The 20987-nt window shown below is 63.7% G+C and carries 33 protein-coding genes; 3 read left to right on the top strand and 30 right to left on the bottom strand.

All coding sequences use genetic code 11. From position 1 onward, the window contains the following. Window positions 1–3: 3 nt before the first annotated feature. A complete protein-coding gene (locus K1T73_RS05135) occupies window positions 4–1416 on the bottom strand; it encodes a trypsin-like peptidase domain-containing protein (protein ID WP_220603622.1) in 1413 nt (470 codons plus the stop codon). A 107-nt stretch (window positions 1417–1523) separates the two neighbouring features. Between K1T73_RS05135 and K1T73_RS05130 the strand changes: the two genes are divergently transcribed. Both K1T73_RS05130 and K1T73_RS05125 read left to right on the top strand, forming a co-directional pair. Next, window positions 1524–1769 carry a hypothetical protein gene (locus K1T73_RS05130; protein ID WP_220602898.1) on the top strand — a complete coding sequence of 82 codons (246 nt, stop codon included), beginning with the start codon at window positions 1524–1526 and terminating at the stop codon, window positions 1767–1769. A gap of 2 nt (window positions 1770–1771) precedes the next feature. After that, window positions 1772–2227, top strand: coding sequence for a host attachment family protein (locus K1T73_RS05125; protein WP_220602897.1), 456 nt, complete (start codon window positions 1772–1774; stop codon window positions 2225–2227). A gap of 73 nt (window positions 2228–2300) precedes the next feature. Here K1T73_RS05125 and rplQ read toward each other — a convergent pair whose 3' ends face one another. From rplQ to K1T73_RS05030, 19 genes are all read right to left on the bottom strand, one after another. Continuing rightward, window positions 2301–2726 (bottom strand): 50S ribosomal protein L17, encoded by a 426-nt coding sequence (gene rplQ / locus K1T73_RS05120; RefSeq protein WP_220602896.1) that lies wholly within the window; start codon window positions 2724–2726, stop codon window positions 2301–2303. A gap of 173 nt (window positions 2727–2899) precedes the next feature. Next, on the bottom strand, window positions 2900–3916 hold the full coding sequence (locus K1T73_RS05115) for a DNA-directed RNA polymerase subunit alpha (RefSeq protein ID WP_220602895.1): 1017 nt from the start codon (window positions 3914–3916) through the stop codon (window positions 2900–2902). A gap of 114 nt (window positions 3917–4030) precedes the next feature. Further along, window positions 4031–4420 carry a 30S ribosomal protein S11 gene (gene rpsK, locus K1T73_RS05110; RefSeq protein ID WP_220602894.1) on the bottom strand — a complete coding sequence of 130 codons (390 nt, stop codon included), beginning with the start codon at window positions 4418–4420 and terminating at the stop codon, window positions 4031–4033. A 15-nt stretch (window positions 4421–4435) separates the two neighbouring features. Further along, on the bottom strand, window positions 4436–4804 hold the full coding sequence (gene rpsM, locus K1T73_RS05105) for a 30S ribosomal protein S13 (protein WP_220602893.1): 369 nt from the start codon (window positions 4802–4804) through the stop codon (window positions 4436–4438). Window positions 4805–5057: 253 nt separating this feature from the next. Further along, window positions 5058–5699 (bottom strand): adenylate kinase, encoded by a 642-nt coding sequence (locus K1T73_RS05100; RefSeq protein ID WP_220602892.1) that lies wholly within the window; start codon window positions 5697–5699, stop codon window positions 5058–5060. Then, window positions 5696–7060 carry a preprotein translocase subunit SecY gene (gene secY, locus K1T73_RS05095; protein WP_220602891.1) on the bottom strand — a complete coding sequence of 455 codons (1365 nt, stop codon included), beginning with the start codon at window positions 7058–7060 and terminating at the stop codon, window positions 5696–5698. Before secY ends, K1T73_RS05100 begins: the two co-directional genes overlap by 4 nt. 111 nt (window positions 7061–7171) lie before the next feature. Further along, window positions 7172–7645, bottom strand: a complete 474-nt coding sequence (gene rplO / locus K1T73_RS05090; protein WP_220602890.1) for a 50S ribosomal protein L15 — start codon at window positions 7643–7645, stop codon at window positions 7172–7174. Window positions 7646–7824: 179 nt separating this feature from the next. Beyond that, on the bottom strand, window positions 7825–8013 hold the full coding sequence (rpmD, locus tag K1T73_RS05085; protein ID WP_220602889.1) for a 50S ribosomal protein L30: 189 nt from the start codon (window positions 8011–8013) through the stop codon (window positions 7825–7827). Between the two features lie 12 nt (window positions 8014–8025). After that, on the bottom strand, window positions 8026–8616 hold the full coding sequence (rpsE, locus tag K1T73_RS05080) for a 30S ribosomal protein S5 (RefSeq protein WP_220602888.1): 591 nt from the start codon (window positions 8614–8616) through the stop codon (window positions 8026–8028). Between the two features lie 142 nt (window positions 8617–8758). Beyond that, complete coding sequence (gene rplR, locus K1T73_RS05075) at window positions 8759–9118, bottom strand: 50S ribosomal protein L18 (RefSeq protein WP_220602887.1); 360 nt, start codon at window positions 9116–9118, stop codon at window positions 8759–8761. Between the two features lie 12 nt (window positions 9119–9130). Beyond that, a complete protein-coding gene (rplF, locus tag K1T73_RS05070; protein ID WP_220602886.1) occupies window positions 9131–9664 on the bottom strand; it encodes a 50S ribosomal protein L6 in 534 nt (177 codons plus the stop codon). A 10-nt stretch (window positions 9665–9674) separates the two neighbouring features. Continuing rightward, a complete protein-coding gene (rpsH, locus tag K1T73_RS05065; protein WP_220602885.1) occupies window positions 9675–10067 on the bottom strand; it encodes a 30S ribosomal protein S8 in 393 nt (130 codons plus the stop codon). A 12-nt stretch (window positions 10068–10079) separates the two neighbouring features. Continuing rightward, window positions 10080–10385 (bottom strand): 30S ribosomal protein S14, encoded by a 306-nt coding sequence (rpsN, locus tag K1T73_RS05060; RefSeq protein ID WP_220602884.1) that lies wholly within the window; start codon window positions 10383–10385, stop codon window positions 10080–10082. Window positions 10386–10406: 21 nt separating this feature from the next. Next, window positions 10407–10970 (bottom strand): 50S ribosomal protein L5, encoded by a 564-nt coding sequence (gene rplE, locus K1T73_RS05055; RefSeq protein WP_220602883.1) that lies wholly within the window; start codon window positions 10968–10970, stop codon window positions 10407–10409. Further along, window positions 10963–11274 carry a 50S ribosomal protein L24 gene (gene rplX / locus K1T73_RS05050; RefSeq protein ID WP_220602882.1) on the bottom strand — a complete coding sequence of 104 codons (312 nt, stop codon included), beginning with the start codon at window positions 11272–11274 and terminating at the stop codon, window positions 10963–10965. Before rplX ends, rplE begins: the two co-directional genes overlap by 8 nt. A gap of 1 nt (window position 11275) precedes the next feature. Beyond that, window positions 11276–11644 carry a 50S ribosomal protein L14 gene (gene rplN / locus K1T73_RS05045; protein ID WP_116133200.1) on the bottom strand — a complete coding sequence of 123 codons (369 nt, stop codon included), beginning with the start codon at window positions 11642–11644 and terminating at the stop codon, window positions 11276–11278. A gap of 79 nt (window positions 11645–11723) precedes the next feature. Next, window positions 11724–11954 carry a 30S ribosomal protein S17 gene (rpsQ, locus tag K1T73_RS05040; RefSeq protein ID WP_220602881.1) on the bottom strand — a complete coding sequence of 77 codons (231 nt, stop codon included), beginning with the start codon at window positions 11952–11954 and terminating at the stop codon, window positions 11724–11726. A 12-nt stretch (window positions 11955–11966) separates the two neighbouring features. Next, window positions 11967–12167 (bottom strand): 50S ribosomal protein L29, encoded by a 201-nt coding sequence (rpmC, locus tag K1T73_RS05035; RefSeq protein ID WP_220602880.1) that lies wholly within the window; start codon window positions 12165–12167, stop codon window positions 11967–11969. 174 nt (window positions 12168–12341) lie between these two features. Continuing rightward, window positions 12342–12962, bottom strand: a complete 621-nt coding sequence (locus K1T73_RS05030) for a TIGR02466 family protein (RefSeq protein ID WP_220602879.1) — start codon at window positions 12960–12962, stop codon at window positions 12342–12344. Window positions 12963–13071: 109 nt separating this feature from the next. Here K1T73_RS05030 and K1T73_RS05025 point away from each other — a divergent pair, with 109 nt between their 5' ends. Continuing rightward, window positions 13072–13947 carry a mechanosensitive ion channel family protein gene (locus K1T73_RS05025; protein ID WP_220603621.1) on the top strand — a complete coding sequence of 292 codons (876 nt, stop codon included), beginning with the start codon at window positions 13072–13074 and terminating at the stop codon, window positions 13945–13947. A gap of 120 nt (window positions 13948–14067) precedes the next feature. On the opposite strand, the gene rplP is transcribed toward K1T73_RS05025, so the two are convergent. From rplP to tuf, 10 genes are all read right to left on the bottom strand, one after another. Next, complete coding sequence (rplP, locus tag K1T73_RS05020; RefSeq protein WP_220602878.1) at window positions 14068–14481, bottom strand: 50S ribosomal protein L16; 414 nt, start codon at window positions 14479–14481, stop codon at window positions 14068–14070. Window positions 14482–14493: 12 nt separating this feature from the next. Next, window positions 14494–15201 carry a 30S ribosomal protein S3 gene (gene rpsC / locus K1T73_RS05015; protein ID WP_220602877.1) on the bottom strand — a complete coding sequence of 236 codons (708 nt, stop codon included), beginning with the start codon at window positions 15199–15201 and terminating at the stop codon, window positions 14494–14496. Next, complete coding sequence (gene rplV, locus K1T73_RS05010) at window positions 15201–15581, bottom strand: 50S ribosomal protein L22 (protein ID WP_220602876.1); 381 nt, start codon at window positions 15579–15581, stop codon at window positions 15201–15203. The genes rpsC and rplV overlap by 1 nt, the downstream gene beginning before the upstream one ends. A 3-nt stretch (window positions 15582–15584) precedes the next feature. Next, window positions 15585–15863: a 30S ribosomal protein S19 gene (gene rpsS / locus K1T73_RS05005; protein WP_093037855.1), complete on the bottom strand. Its 279-nt coding sequence runs from the start codon at window positions 15861–15863 to the stop codon at window positions 15585–15587. Between the two features lie 3 nt (window positions 15864–15866). After that, a complete protein-coding gene (gene rplB, locus K1T73_RS05000; RefSeq protein ID WP_220602875.1) occupies window positions 15867–16709 on the bottom strand; it encodes a 50S ribosomal protein L2 in 843 nt (280 codons plus the stop codon). 540 nt (window positions 16710–17249) lie between these two features. Continuing rightward, on the bottom strand, window positions 17250–17546 hold the full coding sequence (locus K1T73_RS04995) for a 50S ribosomal protein L23 (RefSeq protein WP_220602874.1): 297 nt from the start codon (window positions 17544–17546) through the stop codon (window positions 17250–17252). After that, the gene (rplD, locus tag K1T73_RS04990) at window positions 17543–18160 is read right to left on the bottom strand and encodes a 50S ribosomal protein L4 (RefSeq protein ID WP_220602873.1); all 618 of its coding nucleotides are present in this window, start codon (window positions 18158–18160) and stop codon (window positions 17543–17545) included. Before rplD ends, K1T73_RS04995 begins: the two co-directional genes overlap by 4 nt. Further along, entirely contained in the window at window positions 18157–19023 is an 867-nt protein-coding gene (rplC, locus tag K1T73_RS04985) for a 50S ribosomal protein L3 (RefSeq protein WP_220602872.1), read from the bottom strand. Before rplC ends, rplD begins: the two co-directional genes overlap by 4 nt. 12 nt (window positions 19024–19035) lie before the next feature. Further along, complete coding sequence (rpsJ, locus tag K1T73_RS04980) at window positions 19036–19350, bottom strand: 30S ribosomal protein S10 (protein ID WP_220602871.1); 315 nt, start codon at window positions 19348–19350, stop codon at window positions 19036–19038. A gap of 403 nt (window positions 19351–19753) precedes the next feature. Further along, window positions 19754–20929 carry an elongation factor Tu gene (tuf, locus tag K1T73_RS04975; protein WP_220602855.1) on the bottom strand — a complete coding sequence of 392 codons (1176 nt, stop codon included), beginning with the start codon at window positions 20927–20929 and terminating at the stop codon, window positions 19754–19756. Window positions 20930–20987: the final 58 nt, after the last annotated feature.

Raw genomic sequence — 20987 nt, 5'->3', positions numbered from 1 at the left:
GCGTCAAAGCCGCACGCGCAGGACCATCGACCGGCCCCCGCGCTCCACGACGAGTTCGAGCCGCCGCGTGGCGACCCGCAACGCCTTCGCGGCCGCCACCGCGTCGCGGACCTCCACGCCGTTCACCCCGCGCAGTATGTCTCCCTCCCGCAGGCCCAACCGCGCCCCCACGCGGCCTGGATCGTCCAGTATGACCCCCTCGGCCCGCAGCGGAAGGTTCCGCTCGGTCTGAACCGCCGGGTTGACCGTCGATAGCGTGAGCCCCGGTATCGCGGACTGCGGCCCGGTGGTCAGGGTGTTCCGCGGCGGATCGTCCGGTGGCAATGTCAGCCTCAGCGTATCGCTGCGCCTCTGGCCCGCGACGATGCCATCGACCTTGACCGACGCCCCGGCCCCCGCGACCGAAAGATGGTAGAGAACTTCCTCGGGCGCGAAAACGGGCGCATCGTCGATCGCGAGGATCACGTCCCCCACGCCATAGCCTATCTCGCGCAGCGGGCTTGCCTCGTGCAGGTCGGTCAGTGCGACACCGTAAGGCCCCTCCAGCCCCAGGGCCTCGGCCATGTCGAACGTCACCGGCTGCCCCATCGCGCCGACCCAGGGCCTCTCGAACCGGGTATTCCCGGCCCGCGCCTGCGCCATGAACTGCGCCACCATGTCGGCCGGAATCGCGAAGCCGATGCCGTTCGACCCGCCCGACCGCGACAGGATCGAGGTATTCACCCCGACAAGCCGACCTTGCGTATCCACCAGCGCCCCGCCCGAATTGCCCGGGTTGATCGGTGCGTCGGTCTGGAGGAACAGCCCTCGCGCGATCCCTGTCACCAGCCCCGAGCGTGCAAGGCCCGAAATGATCCCGCTGCTCACGGTCTGGCCCACACCGAACGGGTTCCCGATCGCAAGAACCAGGTCCCCGACCTCGACCGTATCACTGTCGCGCAACTCGAGCGCGGCGAGATCCCGCGCGCCCTCGAGTTGCAGGATCGCCAGATCGCTGTCCTCGTCCGCAAGCAATATCTCGGCATCGAACTCGCGCCGGTCGTTGAGGACGACGCGGATATCCGTGAATCCTCCGACCACGTGATAGTTGGAAACGACCAGCCCGTCGGCCGAGAGGATCACGCCCGACCCGAGCGAGTTCTGGACCCGCGGCCGGCGTGGCGCCAACTCGCGGAAGATGGACCCGAAGAAGGGATCGTCATGGAACGGGCTCGCCTCGGCCTCGACCACGCGGCGCGCATAGATATTGACCACGGCCGGTGTCGTCGCCCGCACGACCGGCGCGAAGCCAAGCGTGATCTCACCGCGATCCGCCGGGATCTCGGCGCGCACCGCAAACGGCAGGGCAAGGCACGCGATGCAGAGAATGTGCCACGGACGCACCGATGTTACTCCCTCGAAATTTGGTCGGGCCATCCCTGATATGCCCGTGGTGCCGCCGATTGCAAGACGCGGGGCGCGCGTCATGCCGGAACCCTGCGCGCCTTCCGAAGTTGTCTTCCAAACAGAAAGGAAGGTGCGACATGGCCGAACGCAAACGATCCAAGGACGGCAAAAGCGAGACCGAGGACTTCGTCGACAAGGCGGAGACCCCGTCACAGCAAGGCCGCGCCCAGGGCAACCTCGAACGCAAGGTCGGCACCCGCGACAGCCTCAAGCGGGCCGAGCGCGGCGACCACGGGCCAACCCGTGTCCACAAGGCCGACGAGAAGGGCGAGGGCAACCTCGGCGGCCATCACGGGACCGGCAAGCCGAAGCGGGAGGATTGACCATGGCGAAACTCAGACAGAACACCCTCGTCGTCGTGACCGACAGCGAAAAGGCGCTTTTCCTGCGCAACCTTACCGATCACGAGGATCCGAATTTCGAGGTCGAGGACCAGGAAGAACAGGATAATCCGTCGGACGCGGAACAATCGGCAAACCGCCGCGGGCGCATGCCCGACACCGGAGAGGGCCACCGCTCCGCCATGGACGACACCGACTGGCACGAACTCGCCAAGGAGCGCTTCGCCAAGGATCTGTCCGATATTCTCTACAAGGAGGCGCATGCGGGGAATTTCGACCATCTCGTCATTGCCGCCTCTCCGCAGGTTCTGGGCGTTCTGCGCGAAGAGATGCACTCGGAAGTGCTCGACCGCCTCGTTGCGGACATCCCCAAGACGCTGACCAATCACCCCGTAGACGAGATCGAGAAGATCGTGAAGGCCGAGCTCGACAATTCCTGACCCGGCCCCCACCAACGAAGAAAGCCGCCGGAGCGATCCGGCGGCTTTGTCTCGTTTCACGTGATCGTTCGGATCACTCTTCGTCGTCGGCCATCTCTTCGGCGGCGACGCGCGCCTTGTCCGCGGCACCCTTCGCATCGACGTCGCGTTCGACGAATTCGATGATCGCCATGGGCGCCATGTCCCCGTAACGGAAACCGGCCTTGAGCACGCGCACATACCCGCCCTGGCGTTCCTTGTAGCGCGGGCCCAACACGTCGAAGAGCTTCTCGACATGCGCATCCTGCTTGAGCTGCGCGGCAGCCTGGCGGCGGGCGTGAATGTCACCGCGCTTGCCCAGTGTGACGAGCTTCTCGACCACCCGGCGCAATTCCTTCGCCTTGGGCAGCGTGGTCTTGATCTGTTCGTGTTCGATAAGCGACCCGGCCATGTTGGCAAAGAGCGCCTTGCGGTGCTCATGGGTGCGGTTCAGGCGGCGATAGCCTCGTGCGTGACGCATTTTCTCACTCCATTCTGGCCCTCTACGGGCGGTTTTGCTTTGTCCGACCGGCGATGCGTGTCACCGGCTCTCCTTGGGGCCTGTCCCGGGCTTGACCCGGGACCTCGTGGTTATCTCGCGGACGGCCCGGCCGCGAGACCCCGGATCAAGTCCGGGATTCGAAGATCAATTCCTCAAAACTGATCTTCGAACTTCTTGGCCAGGTCCTCGATGTTGTCCGGCGGCCAGTCCTCGACATCCATGCCGAGGTGCAGACCCATGCCCGAGAGCACTTCCTTGATCTCGTTGAGCGACTTGCGGCCGAAGTTCGGCGTGCGCAGCATCTCGGCCTCGGTTTTCTGGATCAGATCGCCGATATATACGATGTTGTCATTCTTCAGGCAGTTGGCCGAGCGCACGGAAAGTTCCAGCTCGTCGACTTTCTTGAGCAGGAGCGGGTTGAACTCGAGCCCGTCATCCTCGGACTCGCGGCCAGCGGATTCCGGCTCGTCGAAGTTGACGAAGATCGAAAGCTGATCCTGAAGAATGCGTGCGGCGAAGGCGACGGCATCGTCGGGCGAGATCGAGCCATCGGTCTCGATCTTCATGGTCAGCTTGTCATAGTCGAGCACCTGACCCTCGCGCGTGGGCTGCACGTCATAGCTCACGCGGCGCACGGGGCTGTAGATCGCATCGACCGGGATCATCCCGATCGGCGCGTCCTCGGGTTTGTTCTTGTCGGCGGCCACATAGCCCTTGCCGGTGTTGACCGTCAGTTCCATGTAGAGATCGGCGCCATCGTCGAGGTGACAGATCACGTGATCGCGGTTCAGGACCTCGATGCCGGCGGTTTCCGAAATGTCGGCGGCGGTCACGACACCCGGGCCCTTCGCCGATACCGACAGGCGTTTCGGCCCCTCGACATCCATGCGCAGCGAGACGCCCTTGAGGTTGAGAACGATGTCGGTGACGTCCTCGCGCACACCGGCCACCGACGAGAACTCGTGCAGCACGTTGTCGATCTGCACGCTCGTGATCGCGGCGCCCTGGAGCGAGCTCAGGAGCACGCGGCGCAGCGCGTTGCCCAGTGTAAGGCCGAAACCGCGCTCGAGCGGTTCGGCAACGACCGTCGCCTGACGCAGCGGGTCATTGCCCGGCTTCACGTCGAGTTGCGTCGGCTTGATCAATTCTGCCCAATTCTTATGGATCATGCGTCCCTCCATTCCTGTTTCCGGCCCCATGTCCAAAGGCCAGAAAACGCCCGAGGTTTCAAAATGACGGAATGGGGCCGTGCGAACACGCGGCCCCAATCCTGGAAATAGGTATCAGACCCGGCGGCGTTTCGGCGGGCGGCAACCGTTATGCGCGATCGGCGTCACGTCGCGGATGGAGGTGATGTTGAACCCCACGGCCGCCAGTGCGCGCAGCGCGCTTTCGCGGCCCGAACCGGGGCCCTGCACCTCGACCTCGAGCGTGCGCATGCCGTGCTCCTGTGCCTTGCGGCCAGCGTCCTCGGCGGCCATCTGCGCCGCGTAGGGCGTCGATTTGCGCGATCCCTTGAAGCCCATCGTGCCGGCCGACGACCATGCGATCGCGTTGCCCTGCACGTCCGAGATCAGGATCTTGGTGTTGTTGAACGAAGAGTTCACATGCGCCACACCGGTGGCGATGTTCTTGGAAACCTTGCGCTTCGTGCGGCGGGTATCTCGTGCCATGTCGCGTGCCCTCCCTTATTTCTTCTTGCCGGCAATGGCCTTCGCGGGGCCTTTGCGGGTGCGGGCATTGGTATGCGTGCGCTGACCGCGAACCGGAAGGTTGCGGCGGTGACGCAGACCGCGATAGGAGCCGAGATCCATCAGGCGCTTGATGTTCATCTGCGTTTCACGGCGCAGATCGCCTTCGACCATGAAATTCGCGTCGATATGCTCGCGAATGGCCAGGATTTCCGCGTCCGACAGCTCGTTGACGCGGCGCGACGGGTCGATGTTGACGGCGTCGCAGATGGCTTTGGCAGAGGTGTTGCCAATGCCGGTGATGTAGGTGAGGGCGATCGGGACCCGCTTGTGGGTCGGGATGTTAACGCCGGCGATACGTGCCAAGTGTCATTTCCTTTTTCGTTGCGGGTCCGTAATGCCAGACCCTTTTTTCACAACGTAGGCCCGAGGCGGGACGCTCCGGGCCGCAGCTGATGTCAGGTGATCGATTCCTTCCGGGTGCGACCCGGACAGAATCACTCTCTCGAGAGATAGGGCTGGTTAGAGGGAACGCGCGGAGTCGTCAAGCCCATCCGCGGAATTGCCGCGATAGCCCCGGAATTCGGCGAGGAATCCAGTGCTGACCCCGGCTCGGCGATCAGCCGAGGACCTTCGAAATCGCCGCCTTCACATCCTCGATGGATCCAAGCCCGTTCACCGTGCGCAGCATGTCCTTGGCATAGTAGTAGCCGATCAAAGGCGAGGTTTTCTTGTAGTATTCCATCAGGCGGTTGCGAAGCGCCTCCTCGTTGTCGTCCGCGCGGCGCTTGAACTCGGTGCCGCCGCACTTCACGCATTTGCCGTCCTCGGGGATCGGCTTGGTATGGTCGTTATAGACCTCGCCGCAATTGCCACAGGTCGACCGCGCCGTGATCCGCTCGACCAGCGCGTCGTCATCCACGCGCATCTCGACGACCGCGTCGAGCGTCTCGCCGAACTCGGCCAGCAGCTCGCCCAGGGCATCCGCCTGCGGCAGGGTGCGGGGGAAACCGTCGAAGATGAAACCGCCGCCCTTCTCGCCCCGGAGTTTCTCGCGGATGAGGCCGATCACGATCTCGTCCGTCACCAGGTCGCCGCGTGCCATCACGTCGGCCACGACCTTGCCCATCTCGGTGCCGCTGTCCTTGGCCTCGCGCAGCATGTCGCCGGTCGAGAGCTGGATCATGTCGCGCTCCTCCACCAGGAGATGCGCCTGCGTGCCCTTGCCCGCGCCCGGCGGTCCGAGAAGGATGATGTTCATCTGCGTTGTGTCCCTTTTCTCCGCGCGCGGCGCTTGCCCCGGCCGCTCAGCTGCGATTTCTCGATAAGGCCCTCGTACTGATGCGCCAGGAGGTGCGACTGAACCTGCTGGATCGTATCCATCGTGACCGACACGACGATAAGAACAGAGGTCCCGCCGAAATAGAAGGGGATCGCCAGTTGCGACCGCAGAATTTCAGGCAGAAGACAGACCGCCGCGAGGTAGGCGGAGCCGAGCACAAGAACGCGCGTCACCACGTAATCGAGATATTCCGCGGTTTTCTTGCCGGGCCGGATACCCGGGATGAAGCCGTTCTGGTTCTTGAGGTTCTCCGCGACATCGTCGGTCTTGAAGGCGACGTTGTAGGTGTAGAAATACGCGAAGAAGACGATCATCCCGGTGAAGAACACCAGGTAGAGCGGCTGACCCGGCCCGAAATAGGCCAGAACCGTCGACATGACGGGGCTCGTCTGGTTGCCCGAGAAGGTGCTGATCGTCGTCGGCAGCAGCAGGAGCGACGAGGCGAAGATCGCCGGGATGACGCCCGCGGGGTTCACCTTGATCGGCAGGTGCGAGGAGCCGCCGTCATAGACCTTCATCCCCACCTGCCGGCGCGGATACTGGATATGGATCTTGCGCAGGCTTCGCTCCATGAACACGACGAAGGCGATGACCGCGACCACCATGATCATCACGCCCACGATGACAGCCGGGCTGACCGCCCCGCTCCGCCCGCTCGCGAAGAACTGTGCGAGCGCCGCGGGCACCTCGGCGATGATGCCCACGAAAATGATGAGAGAGATGCCGTTGCCGATGCCGCGCGCGGTGATCTGCTCGCCGATCCACATCAGGAACATCGTGCCGCCGACGAGCGTGATCATGCAGGACGCGATGAAGAAAATCCCTGGCTCGGTCACCAACCCGCCTGACTGGAGACTGACCGCGAGACCGTAGGATTGCAGCGTCGCAAGGGCAACGGTGCCGTAGCGGGTATACTGGTTGATCTTCTTTCGCCCCTGCTCGCCCTCTTTCTTGAGTTGCTCGAGTTGCGGCACCATGGCGGTCAGAAGCTGCACGATGATCGAGGCCGAGATATAGGGCATGATCCCGAGTGCGAAGATGCCCATCCGCCCGAGCGCCCCGCCGGTGAACATGCTGAGCATGCCGCCGATGCTGGCCGCCGCGCCTTCCATGAACTCCCGAAGCTCGGCGCCGTCGATCCCCGGAACCGGGATGAACGTGCCCAGCCGGTAGATGATCAGAAGGCCGATCGTGAAGAAGATGCGCTTGCGAAGGTCTGTGGCCTTGCCGAAGGCGGCCCAGCTCGAGTTCGCCGCCATTTGTTCTGCTGCGGAAACCATTTGAGGCGTCTCTTTCTTGTGCAAACGCCGCCAAAGCCGTTTTCCGGCTCAGGCGGCGTCGAAGGGAAAACTTGGGGATATGTAAGCGCCGGGACTGGCGCCCACAACCTCTTATTCGGCCGCCTGCGCGGATGTGACCTTGAGCGAACCACCCGCCTTCTCGACCGCGTCGATCGCGGATTTCGATGCACCGGCGACCTCGATCGTCAGTTTCGCGGTCACGTCACCCTTGGCCAGAATGCGCACACCGTCGAGCTTGCGGCGCACGAGGCCCGCCTCGATCAGCGTGTCCTCGGTGATCGTGCCCTTGGCGTCGAGCTTCTTGGCATCGACGAATTTCTGGATCATGCCGAGGTTGACGACCGCGTATTTCTTGCGGTTCGGCTTCGAGAAGCCGCGCTTCGGCAAGCGTTGGTAGAGCGGCATCTGGCCACCCTCGAACCCCTTGATCGCCACGCCCGAGCGCGATTTCTGACCCTTGATACCCCGGCCACCGGTCTTGCCCATGCCCGAGCCCGGGCCACGGCCCACGCGCTTGCGTTTCTTGTTCGCGCCTTCGTTGTCGCGCAGTTCATGCAGTTTCATGTCGCTTCTCCTTTGCCGGATGCGGCCCCCAGCGACGGGAGCGGCCGAACGCGGCGTCTGTCATGTGAGTCGGAGGCCCATCGGGCCGCCGGTGGCGTATAGTCGTATCGGTCTTGCGGTTCAAGCCGGGCGCGCCCGGCCTGGAACGAAGGCAGGGCGGGTTCGCACCCGCCCCGGCTTCAGTTTTTCTCTTCGACGATCTCGACGAGATGCGGGATCTTGGCGACCATGCCGCGGATCGAGGGCGTGTCCTCGAGTTCGCGGGTCTTGTGCATCTTGTTGAGGCCGAGCCCGATCAGCGTCTGGCGCTGCTTGGCGGGGCGGCGGATGGGCGAACCCACCTGCTTGACGACGATGGTTTTTGCCATTGCTCTGTCTCCTTAGCTCGGCGAGGCCACGTCGACCGGCGCGTCCGAAGGCGCGGCTTGCGGCGCGTCCTCGTTGTGGCGCAGGATGTCGGCGACCTTCTTGCCGCGGCGTTGCGCGACCATGCGCGGGCTGGCTTCCTTCTGGAGGCCGTTCAGCGTGGCACGGATCATGTTGTAGGGGTTCTGGCTGCCGACCGACTTGGCGACGACGTCCTGAACACCCAGCATCTCGAAAACGGCCCGCATCGGACCACCGGCGATGATGCCCGTGCCGGTCGGGGCCGTGCGCATGACCACCTTGCCGGCACCGTGACGGCCCTGCATGTCGTGGTGCAGCGTGCGACCCTCGCGCAGCGGCACGCGGATCATCTGGCGCTTGGCCTGCTCGGTGGCCTTGCGGATCGCCTCGGGGACCTCCTTGGCCTTGCCCTTGCCGAAGCCCACGCGGCCCTTCTGGTCGCCCACGACAACGAGCGCGGCGAAACCGAAGCGCTTGCCGCCCTTCACAGTCTTCGAAACACGGTTGATCGCGACAAGGCGATCGGCGAATTCGGGCGTCTCATCGCGGTCGCGACCACGTCCCCGTTTGTCATCTCTTGCCATCAGGCTTCCTTTCTTGCCGGCCCACGCGGGGCGCGTTGGTGTCAATCCAGGTGGGCCAACCGGGCCCCCGGATCATCGAGATGGCCCGCGACGGGCCATCTTCGCTTGGTTCATGGGCTGCGCGCCAGGCGCGCAGGACCCGTCAGATCTTCAGACCACCCTCGCGCGCGGCATCGGCCAGCGCCTCGATATTGCCGTGGAACAGGAACCCGCCACGGTCGAACTGGGCCTCGGTCACGCCGGCCTTCTTCGCGCGCTCGGCGATCGCCGAACCCACCTTCTTGGCCGCCTCGACGTTGTTCTTGCCCACGACGCCGAGATCCTTCTCGAGGGTCGAGGCCGAGGCCAGCGTCACGCCGTTCACGTCGTCGATCAGCTGCACGCTGAGGTTCTTGTTCGAGCGGTGCACGCTCAGGCGCGGACGGCCCGAGTTGACCTTGCGAAGCTTGCTCCGAACGCGCAGGCGGCGTTTCTGAAACAGTTGCAGTTTGCTGTTTGCCATCTCTCGCGTTCCTTACTTCTTCTTGCCTTCCTTCTGGAAGATGTACTCGTCCTTGTAGCGGATACCCTTGCCCTTGTAGGGCTCGGGGCTACGCCATTCGCGGATATTGGCCGCGACCTGGCCGACGAGCTGCTTGTCGGTGCCTTCGACGGTGAGTTCCGTCGGCTTGGGCACGGTGACAGTCACACCTTCCGGAATGGGAAAATCGACATCGTGGCTGTAGCCGAGGTTCAGCTTCAGCACGTTGCCCTGCATCTGGGCCCGGTAACCCACGCCGCGGATCTCGAGCTCTTTCTTGAACGTGTCCTTGGCGCCGTGAACCATGTTGGCCACGATCGTCCGGGTCATGCCCCATTGCTGACGGGCACGCTTGGACTTGCCGCGCGGCGTGACGGTGATCTTGCCGTCCGCCACCTCGAGGGTCACGTCGTCGGTCGCGGTGAAGGACTTGCTGTCCTTGGGGCCTTTGACCTCGATGGTCTGACCCGACACGTTGGCGCTGACGCCATCGGGAAGGTCGACTGGTTTCTTGCCGATACGAGACATTGCGGCCTCCTCAGAATACGGTGCAGAGCACTTCGCCGCCGACATTGGCCGCGCGTGCGCTTGCGTCCGACATCACACCCTTGGGGGTGGAGACAATCGACACACCCAGGCCCTGACGGACCGTCGGGATGTCCTTGACGCCCATGTAGACGCGGCGACCGGGCTTGGAGACCCGTTTCATCTCGCGAATGGCGGGGGCGCCTTCGAAATACTTGAGGCTCACCTCGATGGCCGGATGGCCATTCTCGCCCGTGGTCTGTTCGAAACCGCGGATGTAGCCTTCGTCGGCCAGGACTTCGAGAACGCGCACGCGCATCTTCGAGGCCGGCATCGTGACGGTGGATTTGCCACGCATGCCCGCGTTGCGCAGGCGGGTGAGCATATCGCCGATGGGATCATTCATGTGCGTGCCTCCTTACCAGCTCGACTTGACCATGCCGGGCAGTTGGCCGGCGGACCCGAGATCGCGCAGGGCGATCCGGCTGATCTTGAGTTTGCGGTAATAGGCGTGCGGACGCCCGGTGAGCTGGCAACGGTTGTGGAGCCGCGTCGCCGAGCTGTTGCGCGGCAGTTGTGCAAGCTTGAGAGACGCGCGGAAGCGCTCCTCCATCGGCTTGCTCTCATCCGAGATGATCTCCTTCAACGCGGCGCGCTTGGCGGCATATTTCTCCACCAGTTTCTGACGCTTCTTCTCGCGTTCGATCATTGCTTTCTTGGCCATTTTTCAAATCCTCCCGCGGCGTCAGCTTGTGAAGGGCATGTTGAAATGCTTCAACAGTGCCTTGGCTTCGGCGTCGGTCTGAGCCGTGGTTGTGATGACGATGTCCATTCCCCAGGATTCATCGATCTTGTCGAAGTTGATCTCGGGGAACACCATGTGCTCCTTCAGGCCCATGGCATAGTTGCCGCGGCCATCGAAGCTCTTGCCCGACACGCCGCGGAAGTCGCGGATGCGGGGCATGGCGATGGTGATCAGACGATCGAGGAAATCATACATGCGATCGCCGCGAAGCGTGACCTTGGCGCCCATGGGCATGCCGTCACGAACGCGGAAGCCCGCGATCGACTTCTTGGCGACCGTCATGACGGCGCGCTGACCGGCGATGAGCGACAGGTCCTCGACGGCCGACTTGGCCTTCTTGCTGTCCTTGACCGCCTCGCGGCCGCAGCCGATGTTGAGGACGATCTTCTCCAGACGCGGGATCTGCATGTCGTTCTTGTAGCCGAACTCTTCCTTGAGCGCGGGCTTGATGCTCTCGCGGTACTGCGTGCGCAGGCGCGGTGTATAGGTTGCGGTGTCAAGCATCGATCACGTCCCCCGTGGTCTTGGCGAAGCGAACCTTCTTGTCGCCGTCCATCTTGAAGCCGACGCGCGTCGGTTTTCCGTTGGCGTCGACATAGGCGAGGTTGCTCAGGTCGATCGGCATCGCCTTGGGCAGGCGGCCGCCCTGGCTCGTCTGGCTCTGGCGGGTGTGGCGCATGGCCATGTTCACGCCATCGACCACGGCCTTTCCGGCCTTGGGATCGACCGATGCGATCGTGCCTTCCTTGCCCTTGTCCTTGCCGGCGAGAACGACGACCTTGTCGCCCTTTTTCAGTTTGGCAGCCATGTCACAGCACCTCCGGGGCGAGCGAGATGATCTTCATGAAGTTCTTCGCGCGCAGCTCGCGAACCACCGGGCCGAAGATACGCGTGCCGATGGGCTCACCCGAGTTGTTCAGGATGACGGCGGCGTTGCGGTCGAAGCGGATGGCGGTGCCGTCTTCGCGACGGACTTCCTTGGCGGTGCGCACGACGACGGCCTTGCGGACGTCACCCTTCTTCACGCGACCACGCGGGATGGCTTCCTTGACCGAGACGACGATGATGTCGCCGACGGACGCATACTTGCGCTTGGAACCACCCAGGACCTTGATGCACTGAACCCGGCGGGCGCCGGAATTGTCAGCTACATCCAGATTGGTCTGCATCTGGATCATTTGGTTTCTCCTGACCTTTGGGGTCGCACTCGCGTGCCATCGGCCCCATGGTTTCGATCAAACCGGAAGGTTCTCGGGCTTACGCCTCCAGAACCTCCCAGCGTTTCGTCTTGGACTTGGGCGCACATTCGATGATGCGGACCACGTCACCCACCTTGTAGGTGTTCTTCTCATCGTGAGCCCGGTATTTCTTGGACTTACGGATGGTTTTCTGAAGCACCGGGTGCTTGAAGCGGCGCTCGACCGAAACGGTGACGGTCTGTTCGTTGGCGTCGCTGGTCACGCGGCCCTGAAGGATACGTTTGGGCATGTCTCTCGCTCCTTACTCGGCTGCCGCGCGGGCTTTTTCGTTGAGGATCGTCTTGACGCGCGCGGCGTCACGACGGGCACGGCGCATCCGGGCCGGGTTTTCCAGCTGGCCGGTCGCGGCCTGAAAGCGCAGGTTGAACTGCTCTTTCTTGAGGTTGGCCAGCTCTTCGCGAAGCTGGTCGGGCGTCTTGTCACGCAGTTCCGAGGCGTTCATTGCCATCTTCCTTTTCTCAAAACACCGGAAGGCCCCTGGCGGTTGCTTCAGGGTCACCCGAAACCCGGTGGATGAATTGCAGACACGCGAATCCCCGACGGGCGGGTCACGCGGATTGCGGCTCTATAAGGGAGGCGCGGCGCGAGGGCAAGAGTATATCCCGCTTTTCTCCGCTCACCCCCAGCCGTAGTTGAAACTGACCGAGATCCGGTCGTCCTCGCTCATGTTCGTGGGCACCTCGTGGCGAAGCCAGCTTTCCCAGAGAAGCACGTCGCCCACCTTCGGCGCGGCATAGACAAAGGTGCGCAGCTCGTCGCGGCATCCCTTCCGGCGCGGGGGGGCGGCCATCATCCGGGCCGAGCGGGGATCCTCGAGCCGAAGCGCGCTCGTCCCCTCGGGCATCGCCACGTAGGTCGTGCCGGAAATGACCGAGTGCGGATGGATATGCGAGGAATGCGATCCGCCCTCGGGCAGGATGTTGATCCAGATATCCTCGAGCGCAAGCGCCCTGCCCTCAAGGTCGAACTCGAGGTCGTCTGCGAATGCGGCCACATGCGCATTCAGCACCTTGACCAGGTCGGCGAAGATGGGAAACCGCCACGGCAGGTCGGTCAGCGATGCATATGAGGTGTAGCCGGGATAGCCGTTTTCCTCGCACCAGTCCTGGCCCGCCTCGTCGTCCTCGGCGATGGAATAGCACGACGCGGCAAGCTCGCCGGTATCGACGGCCGGTCCATGCTCGGACAGCGCGGCGCGATAGAGGCGGGTGACGAAGAGGGAATCGATCTGGGCCATGCCCCGGATGTAGCGCAGCTTGCGGTGCCTTGAGAAGCCGTCCCGACACCACGGTGAACAAAATCCGGCCTCGTGCGTTTGACTGCAAACCAGCAACCGGAGCGGCCCACTGGAACCCGTCGAAATACTCCTCAACCAGCTTCGCGACATCGCGCGCGGCGCGATCGCGATCCTGCCGCAACTGGCCGTGGCCGTCCTGGTCATCCTTCTCACCTGGCTCGTCTCCAAGGGAGCCTCCGCGCTTCTCGCCCGGACCCTGTCGCGCACCAAGCTGCGCCCGAGCCTCCAGGAGCTCTTCAACCTGCTTTTGTCCATCGGCATCTGGGTGCTCGGCATCATGATCGCCGCCGTCATCCTCTTTCCCGGTCTTACCCCGGCCAGCATCCTCGCCGGGCTCGGTATCGGATCGGTGGCGATCGGGTTCGCCTTCAAGGACGTGTTCGAGAACTTCCTTGCAGGGATCATCATCCTCTTCCGGCGCGAGATGCGCATGGGCGATTTCATCGAATGCGAGGATATCGAGGGCAAGGTCGCGCATATCGCCATCCGCGAAAGCCACATCCAGCAGACCGACGGCCAGCTCGTGATCGTGCCGAACTCGATCCTCTTCAAGAACCCGGTCACGATCCGCACCCACCAGGACGATCGCCGCGTGACCGTGATCGCGGGCGTCTCCTACGACACCGATGTCGACCAGGCGCGCGAGGTGATCGAGAAGGCGCTCAAGGGCTGCTCGACGGTCAAGCAGGACACCCGGCCCGTGCAGGTCTTCGCGCAGGAATTCGCCTCGTCCTCGATCAATTTCGAGGTGACGTGGTGGACCGGCTCGAAACCCGTGGACGTCCGCCGCTCGCGCGATGAAGTCGTCGCCGCGGTCAAGCGCGCGCTCGACGAGGCCGGGATCGAGATCCCCTTCCCCTATCGCACGCTCACGTTCAAGGAACCGCTCACGATGACGGCCCAAGGCAACGACGCCGAGGGTTGAGCGCAAAGGAAAACCCCGCCGGATGTCTCCGGCGGGGGTTTTGTCTTTCTTTGGGGGCGCGGCCCGGCGATTTCTGCGAGATTGCCTACACCGCACCTGTTGAACTTCGCATCGCGAAACTCACCAGTCCTCGCGGACCACCACGCGGGTCTTGATCGGAAGCTTCATCGCGGCAAGGCGCAGGGCCTCGTGGGCCACTTCGTCGCTCACGCCGTCGATCTCGAACATCACGCGGCCCGGCTTGACCTTGCAGGCCCAGAAATCGACCGAGCCCTTACCCTTGCCCATCCGGACCTCGGTGGGTTTCGAGGTGACGGGCGTATCGGGGAAGATACGGATCCAGACGCGACCCTGACGCTTCATGTGGCGCGTCATGGCACGGCGTGCGGCCTCGATCTGGCGCGCGGTGACGCGCTCGGGCTGCGTGGCCTTCAGGCCGAAGGAGCCGAAGTTCAGATCGGACCCGCCCTTGGCTTCGCCCTTGATCCGGCCCTTGTGCATCTTGCGGAATTTGGTGCGCTTTGGTTGCAGCATGTCCTGTCCTCCTTAGCGACGGCCGCCGGCGCCACGCGGCGCGGGACCATCCTGGAGCTCCTGGGCCTTGCGGTCACGGGCACCGGGATCGTGCTCCATGATCTCACCCTTGAAGATCCAAACCTTGATGCCGATGATCCCGTAGGGCGTCATCGCCTCGGACTGCGCGTAGTCGATATCCGCACGCAGCGTGTGCAGCGGCACCCGGCCCTCGCGATACCATTCGGTCCGCGCGATCTCGGCCCCGCCGAGGCGGCCCGACACGTTGACACGGATACCGAGGGCACCCATGCGCATCGCGTTCTGCACGGCGCGCTTCATGGCACGGCGGAACGAGACACGACGCTCGAGCTGCTGTGCGATGCTGTCACCCACGAGGGCGGCATCGAGCTCGGGCTTGCGCACCTCGACGATGTTGAGGTGAAGCTCGCTGTCGGTGATGTTGGCGAGCTTCTTGCGCAGGGTCTCGATATCGGCGCCTTTCTTGCCGATGATCACGCCCGGACGCGCGGTATGCACCGTGACGCGGCACTTCTTGTGCGGACGCTCGATGATCACGCGGCTGATGCCGGCCTGCTTGCATTCCTTCTCGATGAAATCGCGGATCGCGATATCCTCGAGCAGGAGGTTTCCGTAGTCCTTGGTATTGGCATACCAGCGGCTGTCCCAGGTGCGGTTGACCTGAAGGCGCATGCCGATCGGATTGACTTTGTTACCCATTAGGCTTGCTCCTCGACTTCACGCACCTTGATCGTCAGTTCCGAGAACGGCTTGCGCAGGGCGCCGAACCGTCCGCGGGCACGCGGGCGGCCGCGCTTCATGACGAGGTTCTTGCCGACATAGGCCTCGGCCACGATCAACTCGTCCACGTCAAGGTTGTGGTTGTTCTCGGCGTTGGCGATGGCGGACTGAAGGCATTTCTTCACGTCCTGCGCGATCCGCTTCTGGCTGAAGGTGAGGTCGTTCAACGCCTTGTCCACCTTCTTGCCACGGATCAGCGCCGCGACCAGGTTGAGTTTCTGCGGGCTCGTGCGAAGCATGCGGAGTTTCGCCATTGCTTCGTTGTCTGCCACGCGGCGGGGGTTCTTTTCCTTGCCCATGACTTACTTCCGCTTCGCTTTCTTGTCGGCCGCGTGCCCGTAATAGGTGCGCGTCGGCGAGTATTCACCGAACTTCTGACCGATCATGTCCTCGGTCACGTTCACGGGAATGTGCTTGTGACCATTGTAGACGCCGAACGTCAGTCCCACGAATTGCGGGAGGATGGTCGAACGGCGCGACCAGATCTTGATGACTTCGTTGCGCCCCGACTCGCGCGATGCTTCGGCCTTTTTCAGGACATAGGCATCGACGAAGGGGCCTTTCCAGACGGAACGTGCCATGTGTTAACGGCCCTTCTTCTTGGCGTGACGCGAGCGGATGATGAGCTTCTGCGACGCCTTGTTCTTGTTGCGGGTGCGGGCACCCTTGGTGGGCTTGCCCCAGGGCGTGACCGGGTGACGGCCACCCGAGGTCCGGCCTTCGCCCCCGCCATGCGGGTGGTCGATCGGGTTCATCACGACACCGCGCACCGATGGACGCTTGCCAAGGTGGCGCATCCGGCCGGCCTTGCCGAAGTTCTGGTTCGAGTTGTCGGGGTTCGAGACGGCACCCACGGTCGCCATGCATTCCTGGCGCACCATGCGAAGCTCACCGCTCGAGAGGCGGATCTGCGCATAGCCGCCGTCGCGGCCGACGAACTGGGCATAGGTGCCCGCGGCACGCGCGATCTGGCCACCCTTGCCGGGCTTGAGCTCGATATTGTGGACGATCGTGCCGATGGGCATGCCGGCAAAGGGCATGGCGTTACCGGGCTTGATGTCGACCTTGGAGCCGGCGACGATCCTGTCGCCAACGGCCAAGCGCTGCGGCGCGAGGATATAGGCCTGTTCGCCGTCCTCGTATTTCACCAGCGCGATGAAGGCGGTCCGGTTCGGATCGTATTCGATCCGCTCGACGGTGGCCGCCACGTCGAACTTGTTACGTTTGAAATCAACGATCCGGTAGAGGCGTTTCGCCCCGCCGCCGCGACGGCGCGATGTGATGCGTCCGGTGTTGTTCCGGCCGCCCGATTTCGTCAGACCCTCGGTGAGGGATTTGACGGGGCGTCCTTTCCAAAGCTCCGAACGGTCGATCAGCACCAGCCCGCGCTGGCCCGGCGTCGTTGGCTTGTACGACTTGAGTGCCATGCTTTCTGTCTTCCGTTTAGCAGTGCGAGGCCGCGGCCCCGCTATGTAGACCGGGCGTTGACCCGGCGATGTTATAGGCCCCCGTAGGTGCCCGGTTCGAGCGTTCTCGCGAACAATGGCAAAGCCCCGGACGAATCCGGGGCTGCCGTGATGGGTCCGTGTAGTGAAGACTGTGCGGAGGGTCAAGCGGGTAAGGTGCGAAAAGCAGCGGGGCGGCCATGGATCGGAGCGGATCGCTCCCCCGCTCCGCCGCGAACCACCGCGTAAAGCTCTCAACGCCGGGCGGGAAATCATGGCATTGACCTAGCCTGTGCCATGCATCCCTGGACAGGAGATTATAGTAGGCTTGCCTGCAACGCCTTAAAGTACACGTGATATCTCCAGTTTCAATTCGGCTTGAACATAGCAAAAAAGGAAAAACCCCGACCACTCGCGCAGCCGGGGTTTCCCGAAATTCCCGCCCCGGACCTGATCCGGGGCCTCGTCACGTCAGAGCACGCCACGCGGCGCGAGGTCCCGGGTCAAGCCCGGGACGGACCCTTAAAGCCCTGTCGTCACGTCGATCGTGTTGCCCTCTTCGAGCGTCACGTAGGCCTTCTTGACGTCCTTGCGCTTGCCCGGCTGGCCGCGAAAGCGCTTGGCCTTGCCCTTCATGATCGAGGTGTTCACGGCCTTCACCTTCACACCGAAGAGCGCCTCGACGGCCTCCTTGATCTGGGGCTTGGCCGCGTCCATCGACACCTCGAAGACGACCGCGCCGTTCTCCGACGCCATGGTGGCCTTCTCGGTGATCACGGGCTTGCGGATCACATCGTAATGTTCGGCTTTGGCACTCATTTCAGACGAGCCTCCAGTGCTTCGACACCCGCCTTGGTCAGCACGAGCGTGTCGCGCTTGAGGATGTCATAGACGTTTGCGCCGATCGACGGCAGCACATCGAGACCCTCGATGTTGCGCGCGGCCTTGGCGAACCCTTCGTTCACCTCTGCCCCGTCGATCACCAGCGCGCGTTTCCAGCCCAGGTCGCGGACCTGCTTGGCCAGGGCGCCGGTCTTGCCTTCTGCCTCGGCCGATTCGATCACGACCAGTTCACCGGCCTTGGCCTTCGCGCTCAGCGCGTGTTTCAGGCCGAGCGCGCGCACCTTCTTGGGCAGGTCATGCGCGTGGCTGCGCGGAACCGGGCCCTTGTAGATGCCACCCTTGCGGAAGATCGGAGCCGAGCGCGCGCCGTGGCGTGCGCCGCCGGTGCCCTTCTGGCGATAGATCTTCTTGGTCGAATAGCTGACCTCGGAGCGCGTCTTGACCTTGTGGGTGCCCTGCTGCGCCTTGTTGCGCTGCCAGCGGACAACGCGGTGCAGGATGTCGGCACGCGGATCGAGGTCGAAGATGTCTTCGCCAAGATCGACCGAGCCGGCCTTGCTGCCGTCCAGTTTGATCACGTCGAGTTTCATTCCTCACCGTCCTTTTTCTCTTCGCCGGTCTCGTCGGCCTTGTCGGCCTCGATGTCGGCTTCTGCGGCTTTCAGCTCGGCTGCTTCCTGGGCGGCCTGCTCCTCGGCGAGACGCTTGGCTTCGGCCTCGGCCTCGGCGGCGGCTGCGGCCGCGGCTTCCTCGGCGGCCTTCGCGGCGGCTTCGGCATCCGATTTCAGGGCAGCGGGCAGGATCGCGTTCTCGGGGAACGGCTTCTTGACCGCGTCCTTCACCGTGACCCAGCCACCCTTGGAGCCGGGAACGGCACCCTTGACCATGATCAGGCCACGGTCGGCGTCGGTTTTGACGACCTGAAGGTTCTGCGTGGTGACACGAGCGGCGCCCATGTGACCGGCCATCTTCTTGCCCTTGAAGACCTTGCCCGGATCCTGGCACTGACCCGTCGAGCCGTGCGAACGGTGGCTGATCGACACGCCGTGCGACGCGCGCAGGCCGCCGAAATTGTGCCGCTTCATGGCACCGGCGAAGCCCTTGCCGATCGAGGTGCCGCTCACGTCGACGAACTGGCCCTCGAAGTAATGGTTCGCGGTGATTTCCTCACCCACGTTGATCAGGTTCTCGGGATCGACGCGGAATTCCGCGACCTTCCGCTTGGGCTCCACCTTGGCGACCGAGAAATGCCCGCGCATCGCCTTCGAGACGCGCTTCGCCTTGATCGAGCCGGCGCCGAGCTGAACGGCCGAATACCCATGGTCCTCGGCCGTGCGCTGCGCGACGACCTGAAGGTTGTCCAGTTGCAGGACGGTCACGGGGATCTGTTTCCCGTCCTCCATGAAGAGCCGGGTCATCCCGACCTTCTTCGCGATTACACCAGAGCGCAACATGCGTAGCCCTCCTTAAACCGAAATCTGCACGTCGACGCCGGCGGCCAGGTCGAGCTTCATCAGCGCGTCCACGGTCTGCGGGGTCGGGTCCACGATGTCGAGAAGGCGCTTGTGCGTGCGGATCTCGAACTGGTCGCGGGATTTCTTGTTCACGTGGGGACCACGCAGAACGGTGAATTTCTCGATCTTGTTCGGCAGCGGGATGGGCCCGCGAACCGAGGCGCCGGTGCGCTTGGCGGTGTTGACGATTTCCTGGGTGGAGGTGTCGAGAACACGGTAGTCAAACGCCTTGAGGCGAATGCGGATGTTCTGGCTGGCTACGGCCATGTCAGTCCCCTTCGACTGGGGTTTCGATCGGATTGGAGGATGGCGGCTCATCCGGCACCCTCTTCGCGTCGTATAATGCACCGGGCCGCGTGAATCACGCGGCCCGGCTGCGAGGGCTCGTATAGGCGGTTTCGAGAGGGCTGGCAAGAGGGCGGAAACCGGAATGATGCAGGCGCGCGATCTCTTTCGACCTGCGCCGGACCTCGCCGCGTCGCGGCCCCTTCCGACCGCTGTTGCGAACGGTCTCTCCACGCACAAAGGGCGCCCCGGTCCGGGGCGCCCTTCGCGTCTCTCACGCCTGCCACGCAGACGGGCGGTCGGGCCCGGGCGTTTCGCTGCGCGAAGCCACCCTGGGCCAAGCCGCCCACGGGCGTTTCACGGGCTGACGCCCGCAAAGCCGCCCTTACTCGATGATCTTCGACACCACGCCCGCGCCGACCGTGCGGCCGCCCTCGCGGATGGCAAAGCGCAGACCGTCTTCCATCGCGATCGGCGCGATGAGCTCGACCGTGAACTTCAGGTTGTCGCCCGGCATCACCATCTCCGTGCCGCTCGGAAGCTCCACCGTCCCCGTCACGTCCGTCGTCCGGAAGTAGAACTGCGGACGGTAGTTGGCGAAGAACGGCGTGTGACGGCCACCCTCTTCCTTCGTCAGGATATACGCCTCCGCCTCGAACTTCGTGTGCGGCGTCACCGAACCCGGCTTGCAGAGAACCTGCCCCCGCTCCACGCCTTCACGGTCGATCCCGCGCAGCAGCGCCCCGATGTTGTCGCCCGCCTCGCCGCGATCCAGAAGCTTGCGGAACATCTCCACGCCCGTGCAGGTCGTCTTCTTCGTGTCGCGGATGCCCACGATCTCGATCTCGTCGCCCACGTTGATCACGCCGCGCTCCACGCGACCCGTCACGACCGTGCCGCGGCCCGAGATCGAGAACACGTCCTCGATCGGCATCAGGAACGGCTGGTCCACCGCGCGCTCGGGCGTCGGGATGTACTCGTCAACCGCCGCCATCAGCTCGCGGATCTTGTTCTCGCCGATCTCCGGGTCACGCCCCTCCATCGCCGCCAGCGCGCTGCCCGCGATGATCGGGATGTCGTCGCCCGGGAAGTCGTAGCTCGACAGAAGCTCGCGGATCTCCATCTCGACGAGCTCCAGCAGCTCCTCGTCATCGACCTGGTCCACCTTGTTCATGAACACCACCAGGGCAGGAACGCCCACCTGGCGCGCCAGAAGGATGTGCTCGCGCGTCTGCGGCATCGGGCCGTCCGCCGCGTTCACCACGAGGATCGCCCCGTCCATCTGCGCCGCACCCGTGATCATGTTCTTCACGTAGTCCGCGTGGCCCGGGCAGTCCACATGCGCGTAATGCCGCGCGTCGGTCTCGTATTCCACATGCGCCGTCGAGATCGTGATCCCGCGCGCCTTCTCCTCGGGCGCCCCGTCGATCTGGTCATACGCCTTGAAATCGCCGAAATACTTCGTGATCGCAGCCGTCAAAGTCGTCTTCCCGTGGTCAACGTGACCAACAGTCCCGATGTTGACATGCGGTTTCGAACGGTCGAACTTTTCCTTTGCCATTTTTGGCCTCCTTGCTTTTTCACAACGGTGGGCGGAACGCCCACCCTACGAGGTTGGT

The organism is Roseovarius sp. SCSIO 43702, from assembly GCF_019599045.1.
In the GTDB taxonomy this organism is placed as follows: Bacteria; Pseudomonadota; Alphaproteobacteria; order Rhodobacterales; family Rhodobacteraceae; genus Roseovarius.
This window is presented reverse-complemented; position numbering and strand designations above follow the sequence as displayed.

Coding starts and splice junctions, on each gene's coding strand:
- K1T73_RS05135 (WP_220603622.1), bottom strand. CDS start 1,416: ATGGCCCGACCAAATTTCGAGGGAGTAACATCGGTGCGTCCGTGGCAC.
- K1T73_RS05130 (WP_220602898.1), top strand. CDS start 1,524: ATGGCCGAACGCAAACGATCCAAGGACGGCAAAAGCGAGACCGAGGAC.
- K1T73_RS05125 (WP_220602897.1), top strand. CDS start 1,772: ATGGCGAAACTCAGACAGAACACCCTCGTCGTCGTGACCGACAGCGAA.
- rplQ (WP_220602896.1), bottom strand. CDS start 2,726: ATGCGTCACGCACGAGGCTATCGCCGCCTGAACCGCACCCATGAGCAC.
- K1T73_RS05115 (WP_220602895.1), bottom strand. CDS start 3,916: ATGATCCATAAGAATTGGGCAGAATTGATCAAGCCGACGCAACTCGAC.
- rpsK (WP_220602894.1), bottom strand. CDS start 4,420: ATGGCACGAGATACCCGCCGCACGAAGCGCAAGGTTTCCAAGAACATC.
- K1T73_RS05100 (WP_220602892.1), bottom strand. CDS start 5,699: ATGAACATCATCCTTCTCGGACCGCCGGGCGCGGGCAAGGGCACGCAG.
- secY (WP_220602891.1), bottom strand. CDS start 7,060: ATGGTTTCCGCAGCAGAACAAATGGCGGCGAACTCGAGCTGGGCCGCC.
- rplO (WP_220602890.1), bottom strand. CDS start 7,645: ATGAAACTGCATGAACTGCGCGACAACGAAGGCGCGAACAAGAAACGC.
- rpmD (WP_220602889.1), bottom strand. CDS start 8,013: ATGGCAAAAACCATCGTCGTCAAGCAGGTGGGTTCGCCCATCCGCCGC.
- rpsE (WP_220602888.1), bottom strand. CDS start 8,616: ATGGCAAGAGATGACAAACGGGGACGTGGTCGCGACCGCGATGAGACG.
- rplR (WP_220602887.1), bottom strand. CDS start 9,118: ATGGCAAACAGCAAACTGCAACTGTTTCAGAAACGCCGCCTGCGCGTT.
- rplF (WP_220602886.1), bottom strand. CDS start 9,664: ATGTCTCGTATCGGCAAGAAACCAGTCGACCTTCCCGATGGCGTCAGC.
- rpsH (WP_220602885.1), bottom strand. CDS start 10,067: ATGAATGATCCCATCGGCGATATGCTCACCCGCCTGCGCAACGCGGGC.
- rpsN (WP_220602884.1), bottom strand. CDS start 10,385: ATGGCCAAGAAAGCAATGATCGAACGCGAGAAGAAGCGTCAGAAACTG.
- rplE (WP_220602883.1), bottom strand. CDS start 10,970: ATGCTTGACACCGCAACCTATACACCGCGCCTGCGCACGCAGTACCGC.
- rplX (WP_220602882.1), bottom strand. CDS start 11,274: ATGGCTGCCAAACTGAAAAAGGGCGACAAGGTCGTCGTTCTCGCCGGC.
- rplN (WP_116133200.1), bottom strand. CDS start 11,644: ATGATCCAGATGCAGACCAATCTGGATGTAGCTGACAATTCCGGCGCC.
- rpsQ (WP_220602881.1), bottom strand. CDS start 11,954: ATGCCCAAACGTATCCTTCAGGGCCGCGTGACCAGCGACGCCAACGAA.
- rpmC (WP_220602880.1), bottom strand. CDS start 12,167: ATGAACGCCTCGGAACTGCGTGACAAGACGCCCGACCAGCTTCGCGAA.
- K1T73_RS05030 (WP_220602879.1), bottom strand. CDS start 12,962: ATGGCCCAGATCGATTCCCTCTTCGTCACCCGCCTCTATCGCGCCGCG.
- rplP (WP_220602878.1), bottom strand. CDS start 14,481: ATGCTGCAACCAAAGCGCACCAAATTCCGCAAGATGCACAAGGGCCGG.
- rpsC (WP_220602877.1), bottom strand. CDS start 15,201: ATGGGTAACAAAGTCAATCCGATCGGCATGCGCCTTCAGGTCAACCGC.
- rplV (WP_220602876.1), bottom strand. CDS start 15,581: ATGGGCAAGGAAAAGAACCCCCGCCGCGTGGCAGACAACGAAGCAATG.
- rpsS (WP_093037855.1), bottom strand. CDS start 15,863: ATGGCACGTTCCGTCTGGAAAGGCCCCTTCGTCGATGCCTATGTCCTG.
- rplB (WP_220602875.1), bottom strand. CDS start 16,709: ATGGCACTCAAGTCGTACAAGCCAACGACGCCGGGCCAGCGCGGGCTG.
- K1T73_RS04995 (WP_220602874.1), bottom strand. CDS start 17,546: ATGAGTGCCAAAGCCGAACATTACGATGTGATCCGCAAGCCCGTGATC.
- rplD (WP_220602873.1), bottom strand. CDS start 18,160: ATGAAACTCGACGTGATCAAACTGGACGGCAGCAAGGCCGGCTCGGTC.
- rplC (WP_220602872.1), bottom strand. CDS start 19,023: ATGTTGCGCTCTGGTGTAATCGCGAAGAAGGTCGGGATGACCCGGCTC.
- rpsJ (WP_220602871.1), bottom strand. CDS start 19,350: ATGGCCGTAGCCAGCCAGAACATCCGCATTCGCCTCAAGGCGTTTGAC.
- tuf (WP_220602855.1), bottom strand. CDS start 20,929: ATGGCAAAGGAAAAGTTCGACCGTTCGAAACCGCATGTCAACATCGGG.